General features: G+C 50.8%; 21 protein-coding genes. 18 read left to right on the top strand and 3 right to left on the bottom strand.

The window, feature by feature from the left end:
• Positions 1–134 precede the first annotated feature (134 nt).
• The 4 genes from glmM to QZV76_RS02365 all read left to right on the top strand — a co-directional run bounded on the left by glmM (position 135) and on the right by QZV76_RS02365 (position 4,359).
• The gene (gene glmM, locus QZV76_RS02380; protein WP_290595725.1) at positions 135–1,478 is read left to right on the top strand and encodes a phosphoglucosamine mutase; all 1,344 of its coding nucleotides are present in this window, start codon (positions 135–137) and stop codon (positions 1,476–1,478) included.
• A gap of 212 nt (positions 1,479–1,690) precedes the next feature.
• Positions 1,691–1,993: a hypothetical protein gene (locus tag QZV76_RS02375; RefSeq protein WP_290595722.1), complete on the top strand. Its 303-nt coding sequence runs from the start codon at positions 1,691–1,693 to the stop codon at positions 1,991–1,993.
• A gap of 90 nt (positions 1,994–2,083) precedes the next feature.
• Positions 2,084–4,138, top strand: a complete 2,055-nt coding sequence (locus QZV76_RS02370; protein ID WP_290595721.1) for a hypothetical protein — start codon at positions 2,084–2,086, stop codon at positions 4,136–4,138.
• A 2-nt stretch (positions 4,139–4,140) separates the two neighbouring features.
• Entirely contained in the window at positions 4,141–4,359 is a 219-nt protein-coding gene (locus tag QZV76_RS02365; protein ID WP_290595719.1) for a hypothetical protein, read from the top strand.
• A gap of 114 nt (positions 4,360–4,473) precedes the next feature.
• Here QZV76_RS02365 and QZV76_RS02360 read toward each other — a convergent pair whose 3' ends face one another.
• A complete protein-coding gene (locus tag QZV76_RS02360) occupies positions 4,474–5,337 on the bottom strand; it encodes a dienelactone hydrolase family protein (RefSeq protein ID WP_290595716.1) in 864 nt (287 codons plus the stop codon).
• A gap of 156 nt (positions 5,338–5,493) precedes the next feature.
• On the opposite strand from QZV76_RS02360, the gene glmS reads away from it, so the two are divergent.
• The 7 genes from glmS to tsaD all read left to right on the top strand — a co-directional run bounded on the left by glmS (position 5,494) and on the right by tsaD (position 13,970).
• The gene (glmS, locus tag QZV76_RS02355; RefSeq protein WP_290595714.1) at positions 5,494–7,371 is read left to right on the top strand and encodes a glutamine--fructose-6-phosphate transaminase (isomerizing); all 1,878 of its coding nucleotides are present in this window, start codon (positions 5,494–5,496) and stop codon (positions 7,369–7,371) included.
• Between the two features lie 83 nt (positions 7,372–7,454).
• The gene (locus tag QZV76_RS02350; RefSeq protein WP_290595712.1) at positions 7,455–7,874 is read left to right on the top strand and encodes a hypothetical protein; all 420 of its coding nucleotides are present in this window, start codon (positions 7,455–7,457) and stop codon (positions 7,872–7,874) included.
• Entirely contained in the window at positions 7,874–9,514 is a 1,641-nt protein-coding gene (locus tag QZV76_RS02345; RefSeq protein ID WP_290595710.1) for a bifunctional ADP-dependent NAD(P)H-hydrate dehydratase/NAD(P)H-hydrate epimerase, read from the top strand. The genes QZV76_RS02350 and QZV76_RS02345 overlap by 1 nt, the downstream gene beginning before the upstream one ends.
• 205 nt (positions 9,515–9,719) lie before the next feature.
• Positions 9,720–11,417: an alanine racemase gene (gene alr / locus QZV76_RS02340; RefSeq protein ID WP_290595708.1), complete on the top strand. Its 1,698-nt coding sequence runs from the start codon at positions 9,720–9,722 to the stop codon at positions 11,415–11,417.
• Positions 11,418–11,431: 14 nt separating this feature from the next.
• Positions 11,432–12,223, top strand: a complete 792-nt coding sequence (gene tsaB, locus QZV76_RS02335; RefSeq protein ID WP_290595706.1) for a tRNA (adenosine(37)-N6)-threonylcarbamoyltransferase complex dimerization subunit type 1 TsaB — start codon at positions 11,432–11,434, stop codon at positions 12,221–12,223.
• On the top strand, positions 12,223–12,759 hold the full coding sequence (gene rimI / locus QZV76_RS02330) for a ribosomal protein S18-alanine N-acetyltransferase (RefSeq protein ID WP_290595704.1): 537 nt from the start codon (positions 12,223–12,225) through the stop codon (positions 12,757–12,759). Before tsaB ends, rimI begins: the two co-directional genes overlap by 1 nt.
• 113 nt (positions 12,760–12,872) lie before the next feature.
• Positions 12,873–13,970 carry a tRNA (adenosine(37)-N6)-threonylcarbamoyltransferase complex transferase subunit TsaD gene (tsaD, locus tag QZV76_RS02325; RefSeq protein WP_290598284.1) on the top strand — a complete coding sequence of 366 codons (1,098 nt, stop codon included), beginning with the start codon at positions 12,873–12,875 and terminating at the stop codon, positions 13,968–13,970.
• Between the two features lie 58 nt (positions 13,971–14,028).
• Here tsaD and QZV76_RS02320 read toward each other — a convergent pair whose 3' ends face one another.
• Positions 14,029–14,442: a DUF4190 domain-containing protein gene (locus QZV76_RS02320; RefSeq protein ID WP_290595701.1), complete on the bottom strand. Its 414-nt coding sequence runs from the start codon at positions 14,440–14,442 to the stop codon at positions 14,029–14,031.
• Between the two features lie 278 nt (positions 14,443–14,720).
• Here QZV76_RS02320 and groES point away from each other — a divergent pair, with 278 nt between their 5' ends.
• The 7 genes from groES (at position 14,721) to guaA (ending at position 22,941) form a co-directional block, all read left to right on the top strand.
• On the top strand, positions 14,721–15,020 hold the full coding sequence (gene groES / locus QZV76_RS02315) for a co-chaperone GroES (RefSeq protein ID WP_290598283.1): 300 nt from the start codon (positions 14,721–14,723) through the stop codon (positions 15,018–15,020).
• 103 nt (positions 15,021–15,123) lie between these two features.
• Positions 15,124–16,746: a chaperonin GroEL gene (groL, locus tag QZV76_RS02310; protein WP_290595699.1), complete on the top strand. Its 1,623-nt coding sequence runs from the start codon at positions 15,124–15,126 to the stop codon at positions 16,744–16,746.
• A 92-nt stretch (positions 16,747–16,838) separates the two neighbouring features.
• A complete protein-coding gene (shbA, locus tag QZV76_RS02305; protein ID WP_290595697.1) occupies positions 16,839–17,480 on the top strand; it encodes an RNA polymerase sigma factor ShbA in 642 nt (213 codons plus the stop codon).
• Complete coding sequence (locus tag QZV76_RS02300; protein WP_290595696.1) at positions 17,480–18,538, top strand: hypothetical protein; 1,059 nt, start codon at positions 17,480–17,482, stop codon at positions 18,536–18,538. The genes shbA and QZV76_RS02300 overlap by 1 nt, the downstream gene beginning before the upstream one ends.
• 61 nt (positions 18,539–18,599) lie before the next feature.
• Positions 18,600–20,132, top strand: a complete 1,533-nt coding sequence (gene guaB / locus QZV76_RS02295) for an IMP dehydrogenase (RefSeq protein ID WP_290595692.1) — start codon at positions 18,600–18,602, stop codon at positions 20,130–20,132.
• A gap of 31 nt (positions 20,133–20,163) precedes the next feature.
• A complete protein-coding gene (locus QZV76_RS02290) occupies positions 20,164–21,324 on the top strand; it encodes a GuaB3 family IMP dehydrogenase-related protein (protein WP_290595690.1) in 1,161 nt (386 codons plus the stop codon).
• 27 nt (positions 21,325–21,351) lie between these two features.
• Positions 21,352–22,941 carry a glutamine-hydrolyzing GMP synthase gene (guaA, locus tag QZV76_RS02285; protein ID WP_290595688.1) on the top strand — a complete coding sequence of 530 codons (1,590 nt, stop codon included), beginning with the start codon at positions 21,352–21,354 and terminating at the stop codon, positions 22,939–22,941.
• Positions 22,942–23,040: 99 nt separating this feature from the next.
• On the opposite strand, the gene QZV76_RS02280 is transcribed toward guaA, so the two are convergent.
• The coding region (locus tag QZV76_RS02280) for a hypothetical protein (RefSeq protein WP_290595686.1) at positions 23,041–23,233 on the bottom strand (193 nt) is incomplete at its 5' end.

Raw genomic sequence — 23,233 nt, 5'->3', positions numbered from 1 at the left:
TAGGGCTCATTCAGTAGACAGAGTAGTATGAACGGTTACTGAGTAATTTCGCATAATAGTTTTTGCATGGCAGTGAGTGACATTTTGTCTCTTTACGGTCTTGCTATCCATATATATATAAGGAACGCACTACTATGGCACGACTTTTCGGTACTGATGGCGTTCGTGGTCTCGCGAATGACACTCTTTCTCCGCATCTTGCGCTTCAATTGGGGGCTGCAGCAGCGGAGGTACTGGCAGCTCATGCTATGAATGGTACGGATCATCCTCATGTTGTTGTGGGGCGCGATCCGCGTGTCTCGGGGGAGATGCTGGAAGCAGCTTTGGCCGCCGGTATCTCTAGTAGGGGCGTTGATGTTGATCTTCTGGGGGTGCTTCCTACTCCTGCCGTGGCTTTTGAAACAGCACGGCGTCATGCTGCTTTTGGGGTTATGATTTCTGCTTCTCATAACCCAATGCCAGATAATGGTATTAAGTTTTTTGCAGCAGGTGGGCAGAAACTTGATGATGCCGTAGAAGATGAGATTGAGGTGCGTTTAGGTCACGAAAGTGGCTTGCCTCCTACCGGAAGCGCGGTAGGGCGTATTAATCATGCGCAAAGCGAAGCGCATGAGGCGTATGTACAGCATTTATTGTCGACGCGTACACGTGATCTAGCAGGTCTTAAGGTTGTTGTTGATGCTGCTAATGGTGCTGCCTCACAGGTAGCTCCAGAGGTGTATGAGCGGGCTGGTGCGACAGTTGTTGCTCTTCATAATCATCCTAATGGGCTGAATATTAACGATAAGTGTGGCTCTACGCATATAGAGAGTCTGCGTGAGGCTGTCCTGGAGTATGGTGCTGATCTTGGGTTAGCACATGATGGTGATGCGGATCGGTGTCTGGCTATTGATGCGGCGGGCAATCTGGTTGATGGCGATCAGATCATGGCGATTTTAGCTATTGGTCTGAAAGAACGTAATGAATTAGCGGGGAATACTTTAGTTGCGACGGTTATGTCGAATCTGGGTCTTCATCATGCAATGAAAAAGCAGGGAATTGCCGTGCGATGCACGGCGGTGGGGGATCGCTATGTACTGGAGGATTTGCGTGCGGGTGGTTTTAGTCTGGGTGGTGAACAGTCTGGTCATATTGTGCTACCCGCTTATGCCACAACGGGGGATGGTGTGTTGACGGGTCTACAGCTCATGGATCGCATGGTGGCGACGGGGCAGAGTTTGTCTGAGTTAGCGGGGGTTGTGACGGTATTACCACAAGTGCTTATTAATGTTGCAGTATCTGATCGTGATGCGGTGGCGAAGGATCCTGCGGTAGTGTCTGCCACGGAAGTTGCGCAGAGTGATCTGGGGGAGAGTGGACGAGTTCTGCTGAGGGCGTCGGGTACTGAACAGCTAGTGCGCGTTATGGTTGAGGCAGAAACTGAGGAGCATGCTCAACACGTCGCACAACATCTCGCTGAGGTTGTGGGTTCCGTGTAGCGTATGAACATTATGAGGAAGGCGACACCACGCGGGTATGTGGTGTCGCCTTCAGTATATTGAGGGGTATTTATGTTTTTTCTGGGCTGAGGGAACCTCCCAGTATTTCGCGTCGTCATATTACTAGGAACACGAATTCGTGTCGTGTATTCACGAACTTATAGTCATGATCTTGTAGTCATGACCTTATATCTACGACGAAGTGGAAGATAATGCCTGACGAAGTTTATATTGATCCACCAGCATTAAGAGGGATTGGTGACCGTCTTTTTGATGGACAGTCTCAATGTAAGTGTGCACTTGATGGGCAACAGGCTGTAAGTAGCGGTATGTTCGGTGCTCGTCGGTCTAGTAGTGCTCAGGCATTTGCTCAGTGGTATCACGAAGAAGCTGAAAAGGATGATCTCTTAGTTCAACAAACGTCTGATCATGCGGAGCATTTAGTGTCTGATGCCAAGACTTTTGATGAGCAAAATGAGCGTAATAGGGATGTTTTCCGGACGGTGGAGGGCTAACTCATGGATCAAACTTTTGTTTACGGAGCGGCTGTCCTTTCTATCCACAGTGCTATCGCGTGTGCTCTCGCCGAGCAGAATCTAAAATTTGTGGAATTTCCTCCTGCACTCGCTATTTCATTATTGAAACCGAGCTCACTACGTGCAGAAAAATTGTTGGCGAGTAATTTTCTGGAGTTTCATCCTGAGCAAGTAAATAGTTTTCTCGATGATATACAAAATAAGCAGCTTGCTTTAACTAATCTTGGATCTGTCCTCCAGGATTGCACGTCTTCCACTACATCCGTGTGGAAGGGAAAAGCAGCTGATGCGGCACGGCATACTCTCTCAAAAACAGAAAAAGACGTTGAAGCGAAGGCACATATCTACGAAATCGCTTCTCACAATGTCAGCATGGGGCTAAAAGTCACTACGCAGATGATAGTTTTTGCGCAGGGGCAGGCTTGGGCTGCTGTCGCAACGAAGCGCCCTATAGGGATTGATCATCTGCTGCGGGGGTTTGGGGATGCTCTTGTTGCAATGGGATCTGACGGTGTCAGTAGTGTCGTCGGCACTGCTATGGGTAAAAGTAAATCCGCAAAGTATGGTCTTTCCTTCAATCCCGTTGGTGCAATTTTCGGATTAGTGGATGGTGTTCGGGCTGGTTCCGGAGAATTCACTAAAGCTGTTAAAGATATGCAGCGTTCAACTCAAATTAGTTCTAATGTTTTGGACGCTTTATGCAACCTAGTTGAGAATGCAGAAAATGAACTTGACCGTATTTGGTCAATTGTTGTTTCAAAAACAGTATCGGGAGAAAAGATTTCTCCTACATTTACGCATAAGTTGAAACCAATTGAGGTTAAAGGAGTTGAAGGAGGTAAGTCTTCTCAGGATAAGTCTATTAAATGCCATCCCAATCCCCCTAAGAAAGAACTAAAACCGAAAACTGAGAATCAGCGGCGTGAAAAGAAACCACCTGTCACGTCAACACCGGTTCTGACAGGGGGAGGCGCTGGAGGAACTAGTGGTTCTGCTACTTCCACCTTTACTCGCCCGGAAGATATAGGACGCAATTATGCCCCGCATCCGCCTATCTCTCCTGCTCCAAAGAATGTGAATGGAGATCCTGGGCGTACTCCACCATACAATTCTCCCCAACCTGATGATGCGGAACAGCCTTATCCGAGAGGTGACGAAGCTGCCGTTATAGAGCATATTGTGCACGATGGGGCGCGCACAGCAGCCAGAATCCATCATGATCTCTGGTCCACTTTTATCCATGATCTCGAAGGCAGTATTCAATCCACCGATTCTTCCGAGCATTATCCTCCGCAACAACAGAGCCCTAGTGTTGTTGACAATAGGGAGAATATTGTTGATGTGCCTGTCGATAATCATCCACAGCACCAGGAAAATCCTCTCCCGGATAATAAAACAACTGTAGGCAGTAGAAGTGTCAGTAATGGAAATCCAAGCTGGTCTCTACGAATTGAAGGTGGAGTTGGAGTAGAGGTTTCAGTAGAAAACCATCACGCCGCCACTATAGAAATGAGTGTTGACAGTACCGGCGATACTAATACGCATGATGGTGATAGTGGTAGTCACCATCATGATGGTTCTAGTACGGATAGTTCTGGCAATGATTCAGACAAGCACAGTACTGTTGGGGATCATCCCGGTGAGAATAAAGCTACTGACGGAAATCAGAATGGTGATAGTTCCGGCAACACTGATAAAGACAGCACTGATAAAGGTAGTACTGATAAGGACGGCACCAGTAAGGATGGTGCCGATAAAACTAAAACGGTGAAGGCTAATTGTGAGGCTTCTCAGCATGATCCGTCCAATCATGTAAAGAGTGAGCACAATAGTAGTGAGGCGTCACAAACTGCTCACGCTACTGGTAAAAATGAAGTATCTCACGCAAAAGGGGATACCCATACGGGGAAACCGTCCACACCGTCTTCCTCTGACAAAGGTGCTTCTAGTAGTAAGAACAGCTATACCAATGTGGCAGTGAAAGATAATATTTACGCGCATGCGGTGGTCACGGATGAACCATCAGTAAAATCTGCGCCGCCGAAAACGCCACCATCATCTGACTCGCATTTTAAAAAGACAAGTTCAGGGCATGATGATCTCTCTAAAGCTGGGATGTGGTGAGAATGTCTATTTTTGAGCAGCAGCCAAAACGTAAAGTCCATAATTATGACGAGGAAGAGATAGAGGAATATTTCTCTCAATACGATGAGGAAGAGCCTCGTGAGTTAACAGATGACGAGGCAGAAACAATTTTTGATTCTCTGCATACGTTTAAGAAATTAGCTCAGGCTGGCTATATCGAGCTTGAGCCAGAAACATTAAAAATGCTCGATAAGCTCTGAAGAAATAGTAGATAACGTACTCTGTAGAATCCGTTGTCTAGATCAATAAAAAATAACCCCTAGGACGTGGTGGAACTTTTGGAAAGTAGCCGCCACGTCCTAGGGGTATAAAATTTATCGGTGAAGACCGGCAAAGAGATGCTTTGATTCTTTTGACGCAATTTCTGCTTCGGCATGTTGACGCCGTGTCAGTACTACCTCTGTTCCCGCGATTTCTGATTCTAGGGATGCAAAATCCTCATAATCGTCATCACCTGAAAGTTGGTACCATAGGTAGCCTGTTATAAGGCTAAGCTGCGCACGTAACGGCTTCTTGTCGTTCGTTTCAGAAAGCCCAAAACGTTCCAGTATGTTATTTCCCGCCATGCCCATGCGAGTACAACCAGGTACTTTTCGCATAACAACAGGGGCACCCCAGGAATTAGCAAAATCTTTTGATATGTCCGCCGATAGCCCTGCCGAATATCCTGGACAAATGATGAGTGCCGGGGCAGTGGCATGTGGTGTGTAGTCCAGTGGGGAAGGAGACGAATCTGTCGGGTAAGCAGCAACTACTCCTTTGAGAGAGAGTTTTTGAGAAGCTGTCTCCGCAACAACTGCGCCGCCTAAACCATGGCCAAGCAATGCTATTGCGTCGTCGGATAATTGTGCAGCGCCATTGCCTAACTGCATGGTGGGCAGTGATTTTATGAGATCTGTAAGTTGCTCAGATAAATCACCTGCATCATTAAGAGCAGTATTAGCTAGTTTGGGTACTATGCAGGCCATACCCCACGATGCTAAATGCCGAGCTATCTCATAATAGGATCGTGCAGGTGTTAGCCAATCAGGAATAATAATGACGGTAGGTACAGGAGTGCGACCAGTGGGAGCAAAAACCACACCTTCAAGGGAGGCATCCGCCAAGTCACCTCGCATCACACGTCGAGGACCTATATAGGAGAGATCAGAAACACGTTTCTTTAATTTCGTAGCCACGTGTTTAAGCCTAATCAATAACACTCGTATAGACATGGAAAGTTCATGGGAAACGTGCCACAGAAATCTGTGAAACACTACTGTGACAGTAAAAAGAGTGAACAACAGTACGACTCAAAGAGACTCTAGGGACTCTAAACAAGTAGGGTATAAGCTATGTGTGGAATCGTTGGATACGTAGGTACTCCTGGTCAGTCTAAGCCTGCCCTTGGTGTTGTTATTGACGCATTACGGCGTATGGAATATCGCGGCTACGACTCTGCTGGTATTGCTCTTCTCGATGGCTCCGGTGGCATGGCTGTGGAGAAGAAAGCTGGCAAACTCGACAATTTAGTTGCCACAGTAGAGTCTGCTGGTTTAGAAAATTATCCTGCCACTACAGGAATTGGCCATACTCGGTGGGCTACGCATGGCCGCCCCACAGACATTAACGCGCATCCGCATGTGGATCAGCTGGGCAAAATAGCGGTGGTGCATAATGGCATCATTGAAAACTTCGCCCCGCTCCGTGCTGAACTTGAAGCCCAAGGTGTGGAGTTCACCTCAGAAACAGACACGGAAACTGTTACTCATTTACTTCATGCCGAATACTACGGTGAAGGCCCCAATGCGGGTAATTTCACGGCCTCTGTCATGGCTGTTATTAACAGGTTAGAGGGCGCTTTTACCCTTGTCATTGCGCATGCTGACCACCCCGATATGCTTATGGCGTGTCGCCGTAGTACCCCTCTCGTTATTGGAGTGGGCGAACATCAGATGTTCCTGGGGTCTGATGTTGCCGCATTTATTGAACATACGCGGGAAGCTGTTGAGCTGGGGCAAGACAATGTTGTCACGATCACTGCCGATGGCTACACCATCACTGATTTCGAGGGGAATCCCGTTGAGGGGCGTCCTTTTACTATCGATTGGGATCTTGAAGCTGCGGAAAAGTGCGGCTACGACTACTTCATGCTGAAGGAGATCGCGGAACAGCCACAGGCCCTCGCTGACACGTTACGTGGACATTTTGTTGATGGGCGAATTGTTCTTGATGAGCGTCGTCTTTCTGACGAAGATCTACGGCAGATCGAAAAAATCTTTGTGGTAGCGTGTGGATCTGCTTATCACTCGGGTTTGCTGGCTAAATACGCTATCGAACATTGGACACGTGTTCCTGTTGAAATTGAGCTTGCTTCTGAATTCCGCTACCGTGACCCCGTCCTTGGACCTAATACGTTGGTAGTAGCTATTTCTCAGTCTGGTGAGACTGCAGATACTTTGGAGGCAGTGCGCCATGCGCGTAGCCAAAAAGCACGCGTGCTTGCCGTATGTAATACCAATGGGGCACAAATTCCGCGTGAATCTGATGCCGTACTCTATACCCACGCAGGTCCCGAAATTGCTGTTGCCTCCACGAAAGCTTTCCTTGCACAGGTTATTGCTAACTATCTAGTTGGTTTGGCGTTAGCCCAAGCGCGCGGTACGAAGTATCCGGATGAGGTTGCTGTCATTTACCGTGAACTGGAGGCAATGGCAGAGAAGGTAGAACGTGTCCTGGATCAGACGGATGACATTCGAAGCATCGGACGCCAGTTTGCCGGCAGTAACACTCTTCTTTTCATCGGCCGTAATGTTGGTTACCCAGTAGCGTTGGAAGGCGCTCTTAAACTTAAAGAGCTTGCGTATATTCACGCGGAAGGTTTCGCGGCCGGCGAGCTTAAACATGGCCCTATTGCTCTTATTGATGAGGGTATGCCGGTTGTTGTTATTATGCCGTCGCCGAAAGGTCGCGCAGTGCTGCATTCCAAGATGATTTCTAATGTCAAAGAAGTGCAGGCTCGCGGCGCCACGACTATCGTCATCGCTGAAGACAATGATGAAGCTGTGGTGCCTTTCGCCGACTACATTATTCGCGTTCCAGAATGTTCCAGTTTGCTACAGCCACTCGTCTCCACGGTGCCGTTGCAAATTATGGCTGCGGAGATCGCTACCCAGCGGGGATACGATGTAGATAAGCCACGTAACCTTGCTAAGTCTGTCACTGTCGAATAGGTCATCGGATCTCAGAATTGTCGGGACGAATCGTACTAGACAGTGCTAGATAGTGTCAGGCAGGGCTAGACAATTCTAGACAGTTGAACGATGTCGAAGAAGGGTTGTTAATGCGTCGTTGGATCGCGGGGCTAGAGCCTAAGGCTCTTCCTTTTGCCCTCGTGTGTAATATCCTCACTTTGCTGATGGGGGTATCAATTGCGACAGTGCTAGTGGCGCGCGCTCAGGAAACGACGAACGGTAATGCCGGTTCTATTCCCATCATCAGTGCGGTGTGTTTTGTCGCTATCGTGGTAGTGCTCTGGTATCTCAGTAAAGGCCGTTTGTGGGCACGTCTTGTTATAAGTGTGCTCAGTTTTATCGCTATAGTGTTTAGCCTTATTGTGACGTCTACGTCAATGGGGTTCGAGGGCACTATTATCCGACTTTTTGAAGTAATGCTGATCTTTGCCTCATTGGGACTGTCATTCTTATGGATACCTCTGCCAGAGAGAGAACAGTAATGCACGTCTATACTGCCGACAGTATTCGCGCTGCTGAAGCGCCACTTCTTACTTCTCTTCCAGAAGGCGAGCTGATGCGACGAGCCTCTTACGGATTAGCTCTCCACGCGGTGAAAGAAATCCGTCGGATAAAGGGGAACGTGTACGGAAGCCATGTTGTTCTTATCGTTGGGGCGGGTAACAACGGTGGCGACACACTCTGGGCAGGAACCTATTTACGCCGTAAAGGAGCTGCTGTCACAGCTATTCTTCTGAATCCCGAGCGTACTCATAAGGCGGGTTTAACGGCATTCCGTGCGGCATACGGGAATGTCATCTCTTTCTCCGATACGGCGGTATCGGGCAATGTCGAGAACGCTGATCTTGTCAGTGCTATCAAAACGGCTGATCTGGCATTGGAAGGTATTGTCGGCATTGGCGGGCATGGCCCGTTGCGAGAATCCGCGGCAGCCATTATTAATGCGCTGGAAGAGGCATCTGTGCCGATTATGTCTGTGGACATTCCCGCCGGTATTGATCCAGATACGGGAGTGCGTCACCACCCACATGTTCACCCCATGGCCACAGTGACCTTTGGGGCATTGAAGCCTTGCCGTATCCTTGCTGGCCCTTACTGTGGACGCGTCTCCCTAGTCGATATTGGTTTGGATCTTAACGCGGAAACCCCTGCTATGCAGGTACTGTCTGACGAAGATGTAGCAGCGCAGTGGCCCATTCCTGGTTCCACTGACAATAAGTACACCACCGGTGTGGTAGGGATATGCGCTGGTTCTCACAAATATCCGGGGGCAGCTCTCTTATCGGTGGCGGGTGCAACACATGCTAGCTCCGCTATGGTGCGGTACGCCGGTTCTGCTACGGATCTTGTCCTCTTCCATCAACCAGACACAATTTGCGTCACTTCACCAAAACATGCGGGGCACGTCAACGCGTGGGCAGTTGGACCCGGGATAGGAACTGATGAGAAGGCCTATAAACGGCTGCGGTGGATCTTGAAACAGGATGTCCCTGTTGTTGTAGATGCCGATGCTATTACGCTTATTTCTCGTTTTCCCGAGCTCATGGACTACCGGCCAGAGGGCGCTGCTACTCTCGTCACCCCGCATACTGGTGAGTTCCTACGGTTATGCAGTGCCTATTCGGCTGCCTCACAGTATCTGCTCCCACAGTCAACAACCGATATAGAGCAGATGGGGTGTTCTGCTGCGGTGACGGCATGTCGAGAAGCTTGGAAAAACCAAGGGATTAACCTCAGTATTCTTTTAAAGGGGAGAGCAACATATATTGCTGGCAGCGAAGGTATCTATGCGGAGGATACCGGCTCTTCCTGGGCAGCTACTCCGGGTAGTGGGGATGTCCTGACGGGTATTGTAGGGGCTCTTGTCGCACATGGAGCAGTGGCGGGACGGTCTGTAGAAGAATCTGCAGCAATGGCCGTTCGAGTACATTCTCGCGCTGCACTATTAGCCTCTTTAGGAGCTTCTTTCGGTGAGTCTGCAGGTAAGACTTGGCCTGCAGATGGGGCCAGACGATTTCTGTCTGACACTGATACGGCAGGGAGAGGGGCTCCCGTGACAGCCTCAGAGATTTCCCAGTCGATATCGGCGGCAATACGTGATGTGCGAAACGGGACGCTATAGAAAACCAGCGGGATGTTATAGAGAACGGTGTAGAGAGCTGGCAGAGGGCTAGTAGAGGGCAGATGGAGAAGTGTGAAAAGGCTTTTCACTAGCGTAATGTTTCGTCGTATACATGTACAGTGATGTGTTCGCGATAGAGTGGAAAGATGAGCACGTCCGAATGGATACTTAATGGTTTCATCGTATAAGAGACTAGGATAAGGCCGTGACTTTATACACAGGTGAGACCACTCTCGCCCCTTCATCCCAACTATTTGCCACTATCAATCTTGACGCTATTGCCCACAATGTTGGCGTCATGCAACGATTTGCGGGCGATACGCAACTGATGGCAGTGGTAAAAGCAGACGCCTATGGACATGGCGCCATCGAGGTATCGAAAACAGCTCTAGATGCCGGAGCGGTGGAGCTTGGCTGCGCCACCTTTGAAGAAGCAATGCAGCTGCGGAATGCGGGCATTGTAGATGCCCCTATTCTCTTTTGGCTGTGGGGGCAGGCCACTCCTATAGCGGAAGCATTACGCGCTAATCTTATGATCGCCATCGCTACTGAATGGCAGCTTGATGCAGTGCTGAATGCTGTCAAAGAAACTGGTATTAGTGCTTGCGTTACCGTCAAACTTGACACTGGTATGGGGCGATCTGGTTTTACTAGCCAGCAGTGGCACCATATGCTGCCCCGTTTCTGCGAGGCAGAAGCAAGTGGCATGGTGCATGTGCGTGGATTAATGGCGCACTTTTCCAGCGCGGATGAGCTCGGTAATCCGATAACGGATCGGCAGGCTGATAATCTCCGCGCCGCTATTGACCAGGGGCGTCGCGCCGGGCTGCATCTTGACCATAACCATCACGCTAATACTGCGGCTCTTCTTACCCATGGGGGAATGGGGTTTGAGCTGGCCCGCCCCGGACTTGGTATTTATGGTATTTCTCCCATGCCAGAGCTAGGAGATATTGACCTAGTCCCAGCGTTTACGTGGTCTGCGTCTGTTGCTCTTACTAAGCCTTTTTCGGCAGGTGCGGGTGTTTCCTATAACCACAGTTGGCATGCGCCTGTCGATACTGTAACGGCTATTGTGCCGTGTGGGTATGCAGATGGTATTAATCGCCGTCTTACTAACAAACTTGAGGTCACGATTAACGGTAAGCGCTTCCCGGAAGTGGGGCGCGTTTCCATGGATCAGATTGTTGTTAATCTGGGCCCTGATGGTGGAGGAGTATCGCCAGGGGATGAAGCATTTCTCTTCGGTGATGGTAGTCGTGGTGAATTAACAGCACTGGATTGGGCTAATCTTATTGGCACCATCCCCTATGAAGTGCTCTGCTGGGTTGGTGGACGCACTACTCGCCGCTATGAGCATCGCCCGGTGGCCAGCACAAACGTGACGAGTGAGGATACTGCTCCGGCTGGTCCCGCTGGTCTACGGAAGTTGTCTACGGTGGATGACACTCTTCAGCTTGGCCGTGAATTGGCTGCACAATTGCGGGCGGGGGATGTTGTTGTCCTCGATGGTGCATTAGGTGTGGGGAAGACAGTATTAGCCCGCGGTATTGCCCAAGGATTGGGGGTGCAAGGTCGTGTGACGTCCCCAACGTTTGTTATTGCGCGAAGCCATCGGCCAGGTACTCCGGGTGGCGTTGGAATGGTACATGTCGATGCCTACCGTCTCCTTGATGGGATCCAGGATGATCCACGGGCGGGTGACGTGCTGCTCGGTGAACTTGATGCGCTGGATCTTGATACTGAACTTACTGATTCTGTTGTTGTCGTGGAATGGGGCGGCGGAGTGGTGGAACGTCTAGTGGAGCGTTGCCTCGTGGTGACGTTGGTGCGTTCCCCCGGATCCGATCAACGTCATGCTACATGGCGGTGGGTTGATGACCCATACCGTGAACTTCCCTAGGAAGGATATCCTCTATGTTGGTTTTCGCCCTTGATACGTCTACACCTGCAGTTACGGCGGGTTTAGTGTCCGTAGAGGAAGGGAAAATCCCTACTACGGTAGCGCGTCGTGTCACTATTAATGCTAAAGCGCATTGTGAGCTTCTCACCCCGCATGTTGTGGAGTGCTGTGCTGATGCACAGACAGAACTTTCTGATGTGGATGCCATTGTGGCTGGTACTGGTCCAGGACCTTTTACTGGTTTGCGTGTAGGACTAGCAACTGCGGCTGCGCTTGGTGATGCTCTGCATATCCCTGTTTACGGAGTGTGTAGCCTAGACGCTATTGCAGTTAGTGCATGGGATGAGATTCAACATGCTGATTTTGCTGCCCGCACACACCAAGATGAGCGTATTCTCGCCGCGCAACAGCTTTTAGTAGTGACAGACGCGCGGCGCCGTGAAGCTTACTGGGCTACCTATTCCATGCAGGGAATACATGCAAATGCGGAAACTGATCATGCGTGTGAGTGGGCAGTCCCGGCGCGGCTCGATGGTCCATCGGTAGCAAAACCGGACGATATTTCTACGATGCTCGTTGCCTGCGTGGCGGGAACACGAAAGTATTGGAACCAGTTCCAGTGCCCGCATGTTGATGTGGAATACCCCGACCCGGCTGCTTTAGTAACAGTTGCCCGGGACCGTATTCTCACTGGGGCGGAAACAGAGCCGCTACAGCCCCTCTATCTGCGTCGTCCAGATGCGGTACCGCCGCGTCCGCGTCCCGTGTCGGCTGCTATTACCGGTTTAGGAAACAACGCACACTGATGTCTTCTTGCAGCTGTCTTTGCCGTATTGGCCCACTGTATTTGGCGGATGCGCCTGCCTGTGCAGAGCTAGAAGCTGATGTTTTCGCTGCGGAAAGTCCCTGGAGTGAGCAATCTTTTCGGGAAGAAATTGCGCAGCCGGCAAATCACTATATAGCGCTTCGCACTACTACCGACGACAGTGTTGCCAGTGACAGTGTTGCTGGGGGTGTGTCTTTTGAGTCGGGGCAGCTTGTTGGTTTCGCGGGATGTGGTCAGCGCGGCATATCGGAAGATGATGCCGAGTATGAAATTCTGACGATTGCCGTCACCCCAGCTTTACAGAGGCATGGGTGGGGACGGGCACTTTTGTCAGCTGTTCTTGCCGGTACTGAACAGGGAACTGTGTTTTTAGAAGTTCGAACAGACAATAGTCGAGCGATTAATTTATATAAATCTTGTGGTTTTGAAGAAATAGGGATTCGTCGGAAGTATTACCAGCCCAGTGGAGCCGATGCGCTAGTGATGCGCCGACTCCCACTACAGCGTGCGGCCTGATCATACTGCGATCTTAGTAAGAATCTTAGCGTGGAGATCTTATTGTGGAAGGAATAGAAGGAGCTATGAATACAGTAATGAATAACGCTAGCGCTACTACTTCTCATACTCGTATGCAGGATCGTGAGGCGACGATCCCGCAGTGGGCTCCGGGCGATTCCTTCACCGTGCTGGGGATAGAGAGCTCCTGTGATGAGACCGGCGTGGGTATCACTCGCGTCACCATACAGGATGATGGGTCTCCGCAGGTGGAGCTCATTGCGGATCAGGTGGCGTCTTCGATGGAGGAACATCGTCGTTTTGGCGGTGTTGTGCCGGAGATTGCTTCGCGCGCTCATCTAGAAGCTATAGTTCCCATAATGCATGCAGCACTTGCAGAAGCAGGTATTGAGAAGCCAGATATGGTGGCGGCAACTGTGGGGCCAGGTTTGGCCGGTGCACTGCTTGTGGGGGCGGCTGCAGCTAAGGCCTATGCAGCGGGGTGGGGAGTCCCGTTCTATGGGGTTAACCATTTAGCGGGGCACATTGCGGTGGATGCGCTGCACCACGGTGATGTACAGAATGCGATCGCATTACTGGTGTCGGGTGGTCATACACAACTGCTGCGAGTACGTAGCCTCTATGAACCTATGGAGGAAATGGGGACAACGGTGGATGATGCCGCCGGCGAGGCCTATGACAAGGTAGCTCGTCTGCTGGGTTTGGGGTATCCGGGTGGTCCGCTTATTGACGCATTGGCGAAAGAGGGGAATCCGCGGGCTATTGCTTTTCCGCGAGGTATGATGCGGCAGCAGGATAACCGCTATGATTTCTCGTTTTCAGGGTTGAAGACGGCTGTGGCACGGCATGTGGAAACGATGGAGGCGGCGGGGGAGACTGTGGATGTGGCTGACCTGTGTGCAAGTTTCCAGGAAGCGGTGGCAGATGTGTTAACTGCCAAGGCGCTGCGTGCATGTCAGGATACGGGTTCCCATACCCTCATTATGGGTGGTGGCGTGACCTCTAATTCCCGGCTGCGGGCATTAGCTGCGGAGCGCTGTGAGAAAGCTGGTATTAAGTTGCGTGTCCCCAGTCCGCATTACTGCACGGATAATGGGGCCATGATTGCTGCGGCAGCTAGTTATTTGGTTGCATACGGGGCAGCCCCGACTCCGCTCATGTGTGCTGCGGATCCGGGGCTGCCTGTTGAAGTGTCGTTGGTGCAGGAGTAGTGAAGGTAGAACTCTGCGCGAGGTAAAACTTTGTGCCAGGAATAGAAATTTTGGGGTATTAGAACTGTATAAGTGGGGCGAAAGAGGCAAGAGCCATAGCGTAGCTGCCGTCATTTGAGCCAACTGTTAGCGCTATTCCACCGAGGACAAAGAAGAGAATAGTTCCGATAACGATAAGGGCGAGAAAAATATAGCTGATAATGAGTGCGGCTATGGCTAGTCCACGCCCTTCGCTGCCGTCTTGTTTGATTTGGCGTAATGCAATATGGCCGCAGATGATAGCCGGTATCACGGTGATGACAGTGAAAAACTGCATCATCGAGAGAATGAAAGCAGCAATAGCGAGACTGTTTGTTGGTTTGTGGCCATTGGGGTAGGGGGTGTACCCATTGTTACTGTATGGCCCCTGAGGATATGACGGGTATGTGCCATTGCCGTAGTTCCCATTGGCGTATGGATCGTTGTAATACACGGTGCTCCTCAGCTTGTAAAAGTAGAAGTGTTTCTCAACTTATATCTACTAGACACAACGTTTGGCGTAATTTTTTAGTTCCCGTAGCGGTTATTTAAGAGTATTTTGTTGGCACAGATGCGCATTTGCTATTACGAAATGTTTTCTTTCGAAGATGTTGAAGGCTAGCACTCATGAATGTAGAGTGCTAATTAGCAATGGGTGTGCTAGCTACCCGCGACGGTTAGTGTGCTCTTAGCGTATAACATTGAACTTACACATTGATCTTATGGAGGGTCATCGTGGCTAAAATTAAGCCGCTCGAGGACAAGATTCTCGTTCAAGCCGTCGAGGCTGAGACCACCACCGCTTCCGGCTTGGTGATTCCGGATTCCGCTAAGGAAAAGCCACTCGAGGGCACTGTCGTGGCAGTTGGCCCCGGACGCTGGGATGATGAAGGAAAGCACCGCATTCCTCTCGATGTTGAGGAAGGCGACACCGTCCTCTACAGCAAGTACGGTGGAACTGAAATCAAGTACGACGGGGAGGAATACCTCATTCTGTCCTCTCGCGATCTACTCGCTATCGTTCATAAGTAACACCAGTACAACAACCATATAAATCATAGTTTCCGCAGGATACTCGCTAGGTTTAGAAACTGGCAGAGTTCCTGCGGAAGCCATATTGTGAGGAAGTTCTTTAGTGTCTAAGCTCATTGCTTTTCATCAGGATGCCCGGACTAGTCTTCTTAATGGTGCCGATCGGCTTGCTGATACGGTGCGAGTGACGTTGGGGCCACGTGGCCGACATGTCGTCTTACAAAAGCCTATCGGTTTACCACAGGTTGTTAACGATGGTGTCACTATCGCCCGCGAGATTGATCTGCCTGACCCCTTTGAAGATCTTGGTGCACAACTTCTGAGAGCTGTAGCGACGAAGACGAACGATAGTGCCGGTGACGGTACAACTACCGCCACTGTTATTGCACAGCGCATTATGCATGAGGGTCTCCGCAATGTAGCGGCTGGTGCCAATCCTATGGAGCTTTCTGTGGGTATTAAATTAGCTGCGGAGAAGACCGAAGAACTTCTTGCCCAGGCAGCCACTCCGGTGGAAACGAGTGAGGCAATTCGTCATGTTGCTACAGTTTCCTCGCGCGAAGAGAAGATCGGCGATATGGTCGCTCGCGGTATGGATATGGTGGGCCGGGACGGCGTTATTAGTGTTGATGAAAGCCAGGCCACAGAAACTGAGATCGTCTTAACTGAGGGAATGGAGTTCGATAAGGGCTATCTTTCTCCCAGCTTCATCACTGACTATGAAGCAGCCCGCGCTGAACTTGAGAATCCCTATATTCTTCTTCACCGTAATAAGCTCAGTTCTTTGCCGACACTACTGCCTTTGTTGGAAAAGGTAGTAGAGACTAAACGGCCGCTCCTTATCATTGCAGAGGACGTAGAGGGGGAGGCTCTTGCTGCTCTTGCTATGAATGCCGTCCGTAAGACACTTAGGGTTGTAGCGGTTAAGGCACCCTTCTTTGGTGATCGTCGCGTGAGCTTTATGCATGATATGGCCGCTGTTACCGGTGCCACTGTGGTGGATCCTGATACGGGCGTAAATCTTGCGGAGGCCGGTATAGAGATTCTCGGTTCCGCAAAGCGTGTCACTGTTACGAAGAAGAGCACTCTTATTATTGATGGTGCTGGTGCCCCGGACAGTGTGGAGGAACGTCGACAGCAGTTACGTTCTGAGATTGAACATTGTTCCTCAGAGTGGGATAAGAAGAAAATAGGGGAGCGTCTTGCCAAAATGTCTGGTGGGGTTGCTCTCATTAAGGTGGGCGGTGTCACTGAAGCTGAAGTGACGGAACGCATGACGCGTGTTGATGATGCTATCCATGCTGCTCAGGCTGCTGTGAAGGAAGGCATTATTGCGGGCGGAGGTTCTACCCTCGCCCAGCTTGCTCCACAGGTGGAGGGTTATGCCGACACTTTGGATGGTGACGTCGCTTTGGGTGCCCGTATTCTTGCTACCGCACTAACAGCTCCCTTGTATTGGATCGCGACAAATGCAGGTGAAGATGGCTCAGTTATCTGCCAAAAAGTGCAGGATATGCCAGTAGGTGAAGGATACAATGCGGCTACTTGTACTTTCGGCGATCTTGTACAAGAGGGTGTCATTGATCCCGTGATGGTAACGCGTTCTGCTGTTACTAATGCGGCTTCTGTTGGTCGTATGGTTTTGACGACTGAAATGTCAGTAGTCGATAAGCCGCAGAGTCCTGGGGAAGATAACAATGTGCATGCTGGACATCATCATCACTGAGCGCCGATAGTGAAAACTAAGTAGTGAGTGACTGAGCGACATGGTCACAATTCACTTAGTTTCCACATTGGTTCTCTGATTGCGAGGATAACGTGGCTGTACCTGCCGAGGATCGCCTGGCACCCCTAGTGGTTGCCGCACAAAAGGGTGATACTGCTGCCACGGATCAATTACTTCGCGAAATTTTCCCCTCCGTCGTTTCGTACTGCCGATCGCGGATTACCTGGTCTGCTCCGGGGCATGCTAGTGCCGATGATGTCGCACAGGAAATCTGCTTGTCGGTTGTCACGGGTATTCCGAAGTATCAGGATCAGGGATCCTCTTTTATGGCATTTGTGTATGGTATTGCTGCCCACAAAGTCGCAGATGCAAAACGTAACGCTTTTCGGCATACGAACGATGTTTTAGATGACAGTACTGACATTGTCGATGTGAGCGAAGAACCGGAGATGGTGGCATTACGTCGAGAAAGTTCAGCAGAGGTTGAGGATCTTCTTACTGTTCTTTCTCCATCAGCTCAGGAGATTATTCGCTTGCGCGTCATTGTTGGTATGTCTGCGGCAGAAACTGCAGCAGTGTTGCATTCCACTCCTGGCGCAGTTCGTGTCGCACAGTTCCGTGCTCTTGCGAAACTTCGGGAGGAATACCAGCGTCGTCACGATATAGCGAAAGATTGTGTAGTAAAAGGCTGTACGTCTAAAGATGTTTCTGACAATGCGGGAGGAGGAGAATAGTGGAACACGATCGTTCTAATCGAGACCGAGTGTCTGCGGATTACGTGGAGAAGCTCCGGGAAACAGATCGTTATCTCGATGCCCTGTCTGCTTCAATGTCTACTGACCACGCTTCAGCGGAGCATAATGATTCAGCAGAATATGATGATGTAGCTCCGGAACTTACGTCTCTTTTTCAGCAGTGGCGTACCGATGTTACTAGTGCTCCGCTTCCTCCTGCCCCAACTGTCGAGTCACTTCTGGGCCAGTCAGCAGACAAGCTCCCATTGCACGCAGTATCGAGTACAGCCTCGAACGCAGGATCTCCACCACAATCGAACACAAATCGGGAGGAACACCCCCGACATCATACGTGGCGGCGAGAGGCTGTCTGCGTGCTTTCGGGTGCGGCTGCTTTTCTTGTGATAGCTGCTGCTGGTCTTACTATCGCTATTCAATCTGCCGGTATGAATGATCCCCTGTGGCCAATGAATAGGGCTTTGTTCGCCAGCAATGCTGATGATATTGAGCTAGCTACTTATCTTAACCAGGACATTGATCGGGCTCGTTCACTTGCCAGCTCGGGGCAAGATGAGGAAGCTATGCGGGTACTGGATCGAGTACAAACTAAGGTCAAGGGTATTGGTACTGAGTCTCGGCGTAGTGATGTGCAAAAAAGGTTAGATGATACGCGCAAGGTTTTTCGTGGCGGAAATAGTGGCGTAAAGGCTAGCCGTACAACGAAATCACATGAATCTGTGGAGAATTCGGAAGAGACGAGAAAGCGGGATAAAACCAAAACTAAACAGAAGAATTCAGGGAGTTCTTCTGACAATGGCACAATCTTTGTCGATGATTCTGGCACTGTTACTGTCACTACTGAATCTCCAGGAGCAGGGACTTCTTCGGCAAAACCGAGTACTACACAATCCACTGCTGCAAAGTCTAAGAAGACCTCTAAGAAATCGTCTCATGACCAGAAAAAGAGTAGGTCAAGTAAGCACTCTATGTATTCTTCGAAGGCTTCTCATGCGGCTACGTCTTCACCTGCTAAAGAACCCTCAAATTCCACTTCGTAGTTAGTGAGCTGGACGGGTAGTCTTAACCTAGGACGCTTGATAAGAGTTTTCAGGAGATACGATGGCGCATTTTCGGAACACGGTAACTACGGGTGGGGACGGCGCTGACAAAGTTGCTATGGTCGGCCTAACGTTTGATGATGTTTTGTTGCTTCCTGCGGAATCTAATGTCATTCCTTCTGGGGCGGATACATCTACTCAGCTCACTCGCGAAATTCGACTTCATGTTCCGATTCTCTCTGCAGCGATGGATACGGTAACAGAGTCTCGTATGGCTATTGCGATGGCGCGTAATGGTGGCCTCGGCATTTTGCATCGTAACCTTTCCATAGATTCACAGGCGGCTCAGGTGGAGACCGTTAAGCGTTCAGAGGCTGGTATGGTGACGGATCCCGTCACGTGTACTGCCGATATGACCATTAAGGAAGTTGATGACTTGTGCGCTCGCTTCCGTATTTCTGGTCTCCCTGTTGTTGATAGTGACGGCAAACTGGTTGGTATTTGCACTAACCGGGATATGCGTTTTGAAGTTGATAGCAACACGAAAGTGGGGGACATTATGACCCCCATGCCGCTTGTTGTGGCACAGGAGGGTGTCACTGGTGAAGCGGCGCTTAATCTTTTGCGTCGGAATAAAATTGAGAAACTTCCCATTGTTGACAGCAACAATAAGCTAACTGGTCTTATTACTGTTAAGGACTTTGTTAAGACGGAGCAGTATCCGCATGCCACTAAGGATGAGGATGGCCGTCTTCGTGTTGGTGCCGGTATTGGTACTAATGAGGATTCCTGGAACCGTGCGCATGCCCTTGTTGACGCCGGTGTGGATCTGCTGGTTGTGGATACTGCGCATGCCCACAATAACCGTGCTCTTGAGATGGTTTCCCGGGTGAAGAAAGAGTTTGGGGAGCGTGTTCAGGTTGTTGGCGGTAACCTTGCTACACGGCAGGCTGCTCAAGCTATGATCGACGCCGGTGCGGATGCTATCAAGGTTGGTATTGGTCCTGGTTCTATCTGTACAACGCGTGTTGTTGCGGGTGTTGGTGCTCCACAGATTACTGCCATTATGGAGGCCTGCACGGTTGCCCATAAAGCCGGTGTTCCTGTTATTGCTGATGGGGGTATGCAGTATTCCGGTGATATCGCTAAGGCTATTGCAGCTGGCGCTAATGCCGTCATGCTTGGTTCTATGCTGGCTGGTACTCCAGAAGCGCCCGGCGAAATTATGGTCATTAACGGTAAGCAGTTTAAGACGTATCGCGGTATGGGATCTCTGGGTGCCATGCAGGGACGTGGCCTCACCGGTGAAAAGCGCTCCTACTCTAAAGACCGTTACTTCCAGGACGACGTATTGGCTGAAGAAAAGCTAGTGCCGGAAGGTATTGAAGGTCGTATCCCACTGCAAGGTCCGCTGGAGAGTGTTCTTCACCAGATGGTGGGAGGCCTGCGTGCGGCTATGGGCTACACCGGTTCTCATACTATTGATGAACTTCATGATGCGCAGTTTGTCCAAATTACTGCCGCTGGTCTGCGCGAAAGTCATCCGCATGACATTCAGCAGACTGTAGCGGCCCCTAACTACCAGATTCGTTAAGCAACAGTAACTATAAGGAGACGACAAACCTATGCGTGACGTCGTAGAAATCGGTATTGGCCGTGAGGCTGTTCGTACGTATGAACTCGAAGATATCAGTCTGGTACCTTCCCGCCCACTTTGCAGCCATCGCGAGGTGTCGTTGGACTGGAAGATGGATGCTTACCAGTTTGATCTTCCTTTCGTGGCTGATGGCTCAGATGCGCTTGCATCCCCCGACTTTGTTATAGAGATGGGGAAGAACGGCGGTCTTGGTGTTTTCAACGCAGAAGGCCTTTGGTCCCGCTGGGAGAATGCAGAAGAGAAGATCGCGGAAGTTCGTAAGGCTGCCCTTGAGTCTGGCGACGTCGTCACACCTGTGACTCTTCTTCAGGAGCTCAGCCGTGAGCCTATCAAAAAGGAACTGCTGACCGCTGCGGTCAAGAAGATTCACGATTCTGGCGTGGTAACAGCTGTTCGCGTTTCTCCCCAGCATGCCCGTGAATTGGGGCCATTGCTGGTAGAAGCAGGCATTGACATTCTCTTTGTACAGGGCACTATGGTGTCTGCCCAGTATGTGTGGGAGGGGGAGGAGCTTCCCCTCGACATTAAGGAATTAGTGCGCGGCACGGATATTCCTGTTGTGGTTGGCGGATGCGTTAACTACCACACTGCTATGCATCTTATGCGTACTGGTGCAGCGGGTATTGTGGTTGGTTATGGCGCCACAGAGGGCATCACCACCACGGGTGAGGTACTCGGTATTAATGTCGCCATGGCTACCGCTATTGCTGATGCAGCAGCAGCCCGCCGCGACTACATGGAAGAGTCCGGTGGCCGTTATGTGCACGTCATCGCCAATGGCGATCTCAATTCTTCAGGCGATATCGCCAAGGCTATTGCCTGTGGTGCTGACGCTGTGATGGCTGGCCCGCTGCTGGCACAAGCACAGGAGGCAGCCGGTAAGGGCGTGTACTGGCCAATTGTGGCTGGGCATCCAGCTAATCCCCGTGGTGCTGTTGTTCCCGTCATGACTGAGTATGAAGCTGATGACGAGGACTACGACGGTCCCACGTTGGAAGTTATTCTGCATGGTCCTTCGTCCGAGCCGTTCGGAACGTGCGATCTTGCTGGTGGTCTGCGACGTTCCATGGCCAAGTGCGGATACACGTCGTTGAAGGCTTTCCAGCGCGTAGAACTGACTGTTCACTAGTAGAGTTTCATCACGTGTAGAAAAGAGATGCATTTGAGCACTCCGCAGCCTGTCCTTGTTGTCGACTTCGGTGCGCAATATTCTCAGTTGATCGCGCGGCGTATTCGCGAAGCTAAAATCTACTCTGAGGTCATTCCGCACACTGCCACCCTTGCAGAATTCCAGGCTAAAAATCCGGCCGCGATTGTTTTGTCAGGAGGTCCTTCCTCTGTTTATGCAGAAGGGGCCCCTAGCATGGATCCGGCTGTTTTAGAGATGGGTGTTCCCGTCTTTGGTATCTGCTATGGTTTCCAGTTCCTTGCCAAGACGTTGGGCGGGGTGGTGTCGAATACTGGCGATCGTGAGTACGGTCGTACAGAAATGACACTGCTAGATACCCCTCATGGACAGGGCGGTGTTGTCCATGCCGGTTTGGAACCAACTCATAAAGTATGGATGAGTCACGGGGACGCGGTACAGAAAGCACCTGCTGGGTGTACTGTTACTGCTTCCACACTGGGCGCTCCAGTAGCTGCCTTTGAGGATCTGGAACGCCGTATTGCCGGCGTGCAGTATCATCCAGAGGTCATGCATTCTCCGCATGGTCAGGAAGTTCTTGTGAACTTCCTGACCAAGGTTGCTGGCCTGCCGCAGGATTGGACTACAGAAAACATTGTCGATCAGCTCGTCACCCAGGTTAAAAACCAAATTGGGGACTCCAGCCGAGCTATTTGTGGTTTGTCCGGCGGGGTCGATTCGGCAGTTGCCGCAGCCCTTGTCCAGCGTGCTATTGGTGACCGTCTTACGTGTGTGTTCGTAGACCATGGTCTCTTGCGCGCCGGGGAGCGGGAGCAGGTACAACAGGATTTTGTAGCGGCAACTGGGGCTCGCCTCGTCACCATCGATGCTGTCGATAAGTTCCTTGATGAACTTGACGGTGTCACCGACCCGGAGGCGAAGCGCAAGACTATCGGTCGTCTGTTCATTCGCTCCTTTGAGGACGCTGTCAGTGAAGTTCTCGGGGAGAGCGCAGCGGAAGACGCGACGGTTGATTTCCTCGTTCAGGGCACTTTGTACCCGGATGTTGTGGAGTCAGGCGGCGGTGCTGGTACCGCCAATATCAAGTCCCATCACAATGTAGGTGGTCTGCCGGAAGATCTTGAGTTCACGCTGTGCGAGCCTTTGCGGCTGCTCTTCAAAGATGAAGTGCGTGCCGTGGGCCGCGAGTTGGGGCTTCCCGAGGTCATTGTGTCCCGGCAGCCTTTCCCTGGCCCCGGTTTGGGTATCCGTATTGTTGGTGCCGTCACTCGCGAGCGGTTGGAGATTCTCCGCGCTGCGGATGAAATTGCGCGCACAGAATTGACTAATGCTGGTCTTGACGATGAAATCTGGCAGTGCCCAGTAGTACTGCTAGCAGACGTGCGTTCGGTTGGTGTGCAGGGTGACGGCCGTACCTATGGCCATCCTATTGTGTTGCGTCCAGTGAGCTCTGAGGACGCTATGACGGCCGATTGGACTCGTATCCCCTATGAGGTCCTTGAACGTATCTCTACGCGCATTACGAATGAAGTGCCGGAGATTAACCGAGTTGTGCTGGATTGTACGTCCAAGCCGCCAGGAACTATTGAGTGGGAGTAAAAGTTAGTCTCACCCCACCTGCGCATGTTTCTCCTGTGCATCGTATATCACGGTGTTTGGAACGATGATGCGGGTGGGGTGAGAACATTTATGGTTTTGTTAGCGCAGTATGCTACTTCTGTCATCTGTGTAGCGAGTAATGGTGTAGAGCTGCGCGAAAAGTGGAGCTGCGGGAATCTTGGTGCCGTTCATTGTGTTGAGAGTGTTGGTTGACAAAATTGACTCTTGCACAATGTGAAGGAGGCCATGATCGTGGCTCTTAATAGTGATTACCAAGCTTTTAAGAATGTTG

Origin of the sequence: Lawsonella sp. (genome assembly GCF_011525565.1) — a bacterium.
GTDB lineage: Bacteria > Actinomycetota > Actinomycetes > Mycobacteriales > Mycobacteriaceae > Lawsonella > Lawsonella clevelandensis_A.
This window is presented reverse-complemented; position numbering and strand designations above follow the sequence as displayed.

Excerpts from the sequence above, each read along its gene's own strand:
- QZV76_RS02290 (WP_290595690.1), top strand. The coding sequence starts at position 20,164 with ATGCGTGACGTCGTAGAAATCGGTATTGGCCGTGAGGCTGTTCGTACG.
- glmS (WP_290595714.1), top strand. The coding sequence starts at position 5,494 with ATGTGTGGAATCGTTGGATACGTAGGTACTCCTGGTCAGTCTAAGCCT.
- QZV76_RS02375 (WP_290595722.1), top strand. The coding sequence starts at position 1,691 with ATGCCTGACGAAGTTTATATTGATCCACCAGCATTAAGAGGGATTGGT.
- QZV76_RS02365 (WP_290595719.1), top strand. The coding sequence starts at position 4,141 with ATGTCTATTTTTGAGCAGCAGCCAAAACGTAAAGTCCATAATTATGAC.
- glmM (WP_290595725.1), top strand. The coding sequence starts at position 135 with ATGGCACGACTTTTCGGTACTGATGGCGTTCGTGGTCTCGCGAATGAC.
- guaB (WP_290595692.1), top strand. The coding sequence starts at position 18,600 with ATGGCGCATTTTCGGAACACGGTAACTACGGGTGGGGACGGCGCTGAC.
- QZV76_RS02345 (WP_290595710.1), top strand. The coding sequence starts at position 7,874 with ATGCACGTCTATACTGCCGACAGTATTCGCGCTGCTGAAGCGCCACTT.
- tsaB (WP_290595706.1), top strand. The coding sequence starts at position 11,432 with ATGTTGGTTTTCGCCCTTGATACGTCTACACCTGCAGTTACGGCGGGT.
- guaA (WP_290595688.1), top strand. The coding sequence starts at position 21,352 with ATGCATTTGAGCACTCCGCAGCCTGTCCTTGTTGTCGACTTCGGTGCG.
- rimI (WP_290595704.1), top strand. The coding sequence starts at position 12,223 with ATGTCTTCTTGCAGCTGTCTTTGCCGTATTGGCCCACTGTATTTGGCG.
- tsaD (WP_290598284.1), top strand. The coding sequence starts at position 12,873 with ATGCAGGATCGTGAGGCGACGATCCCGCAGTGGGCTCCGGGCGATTCC.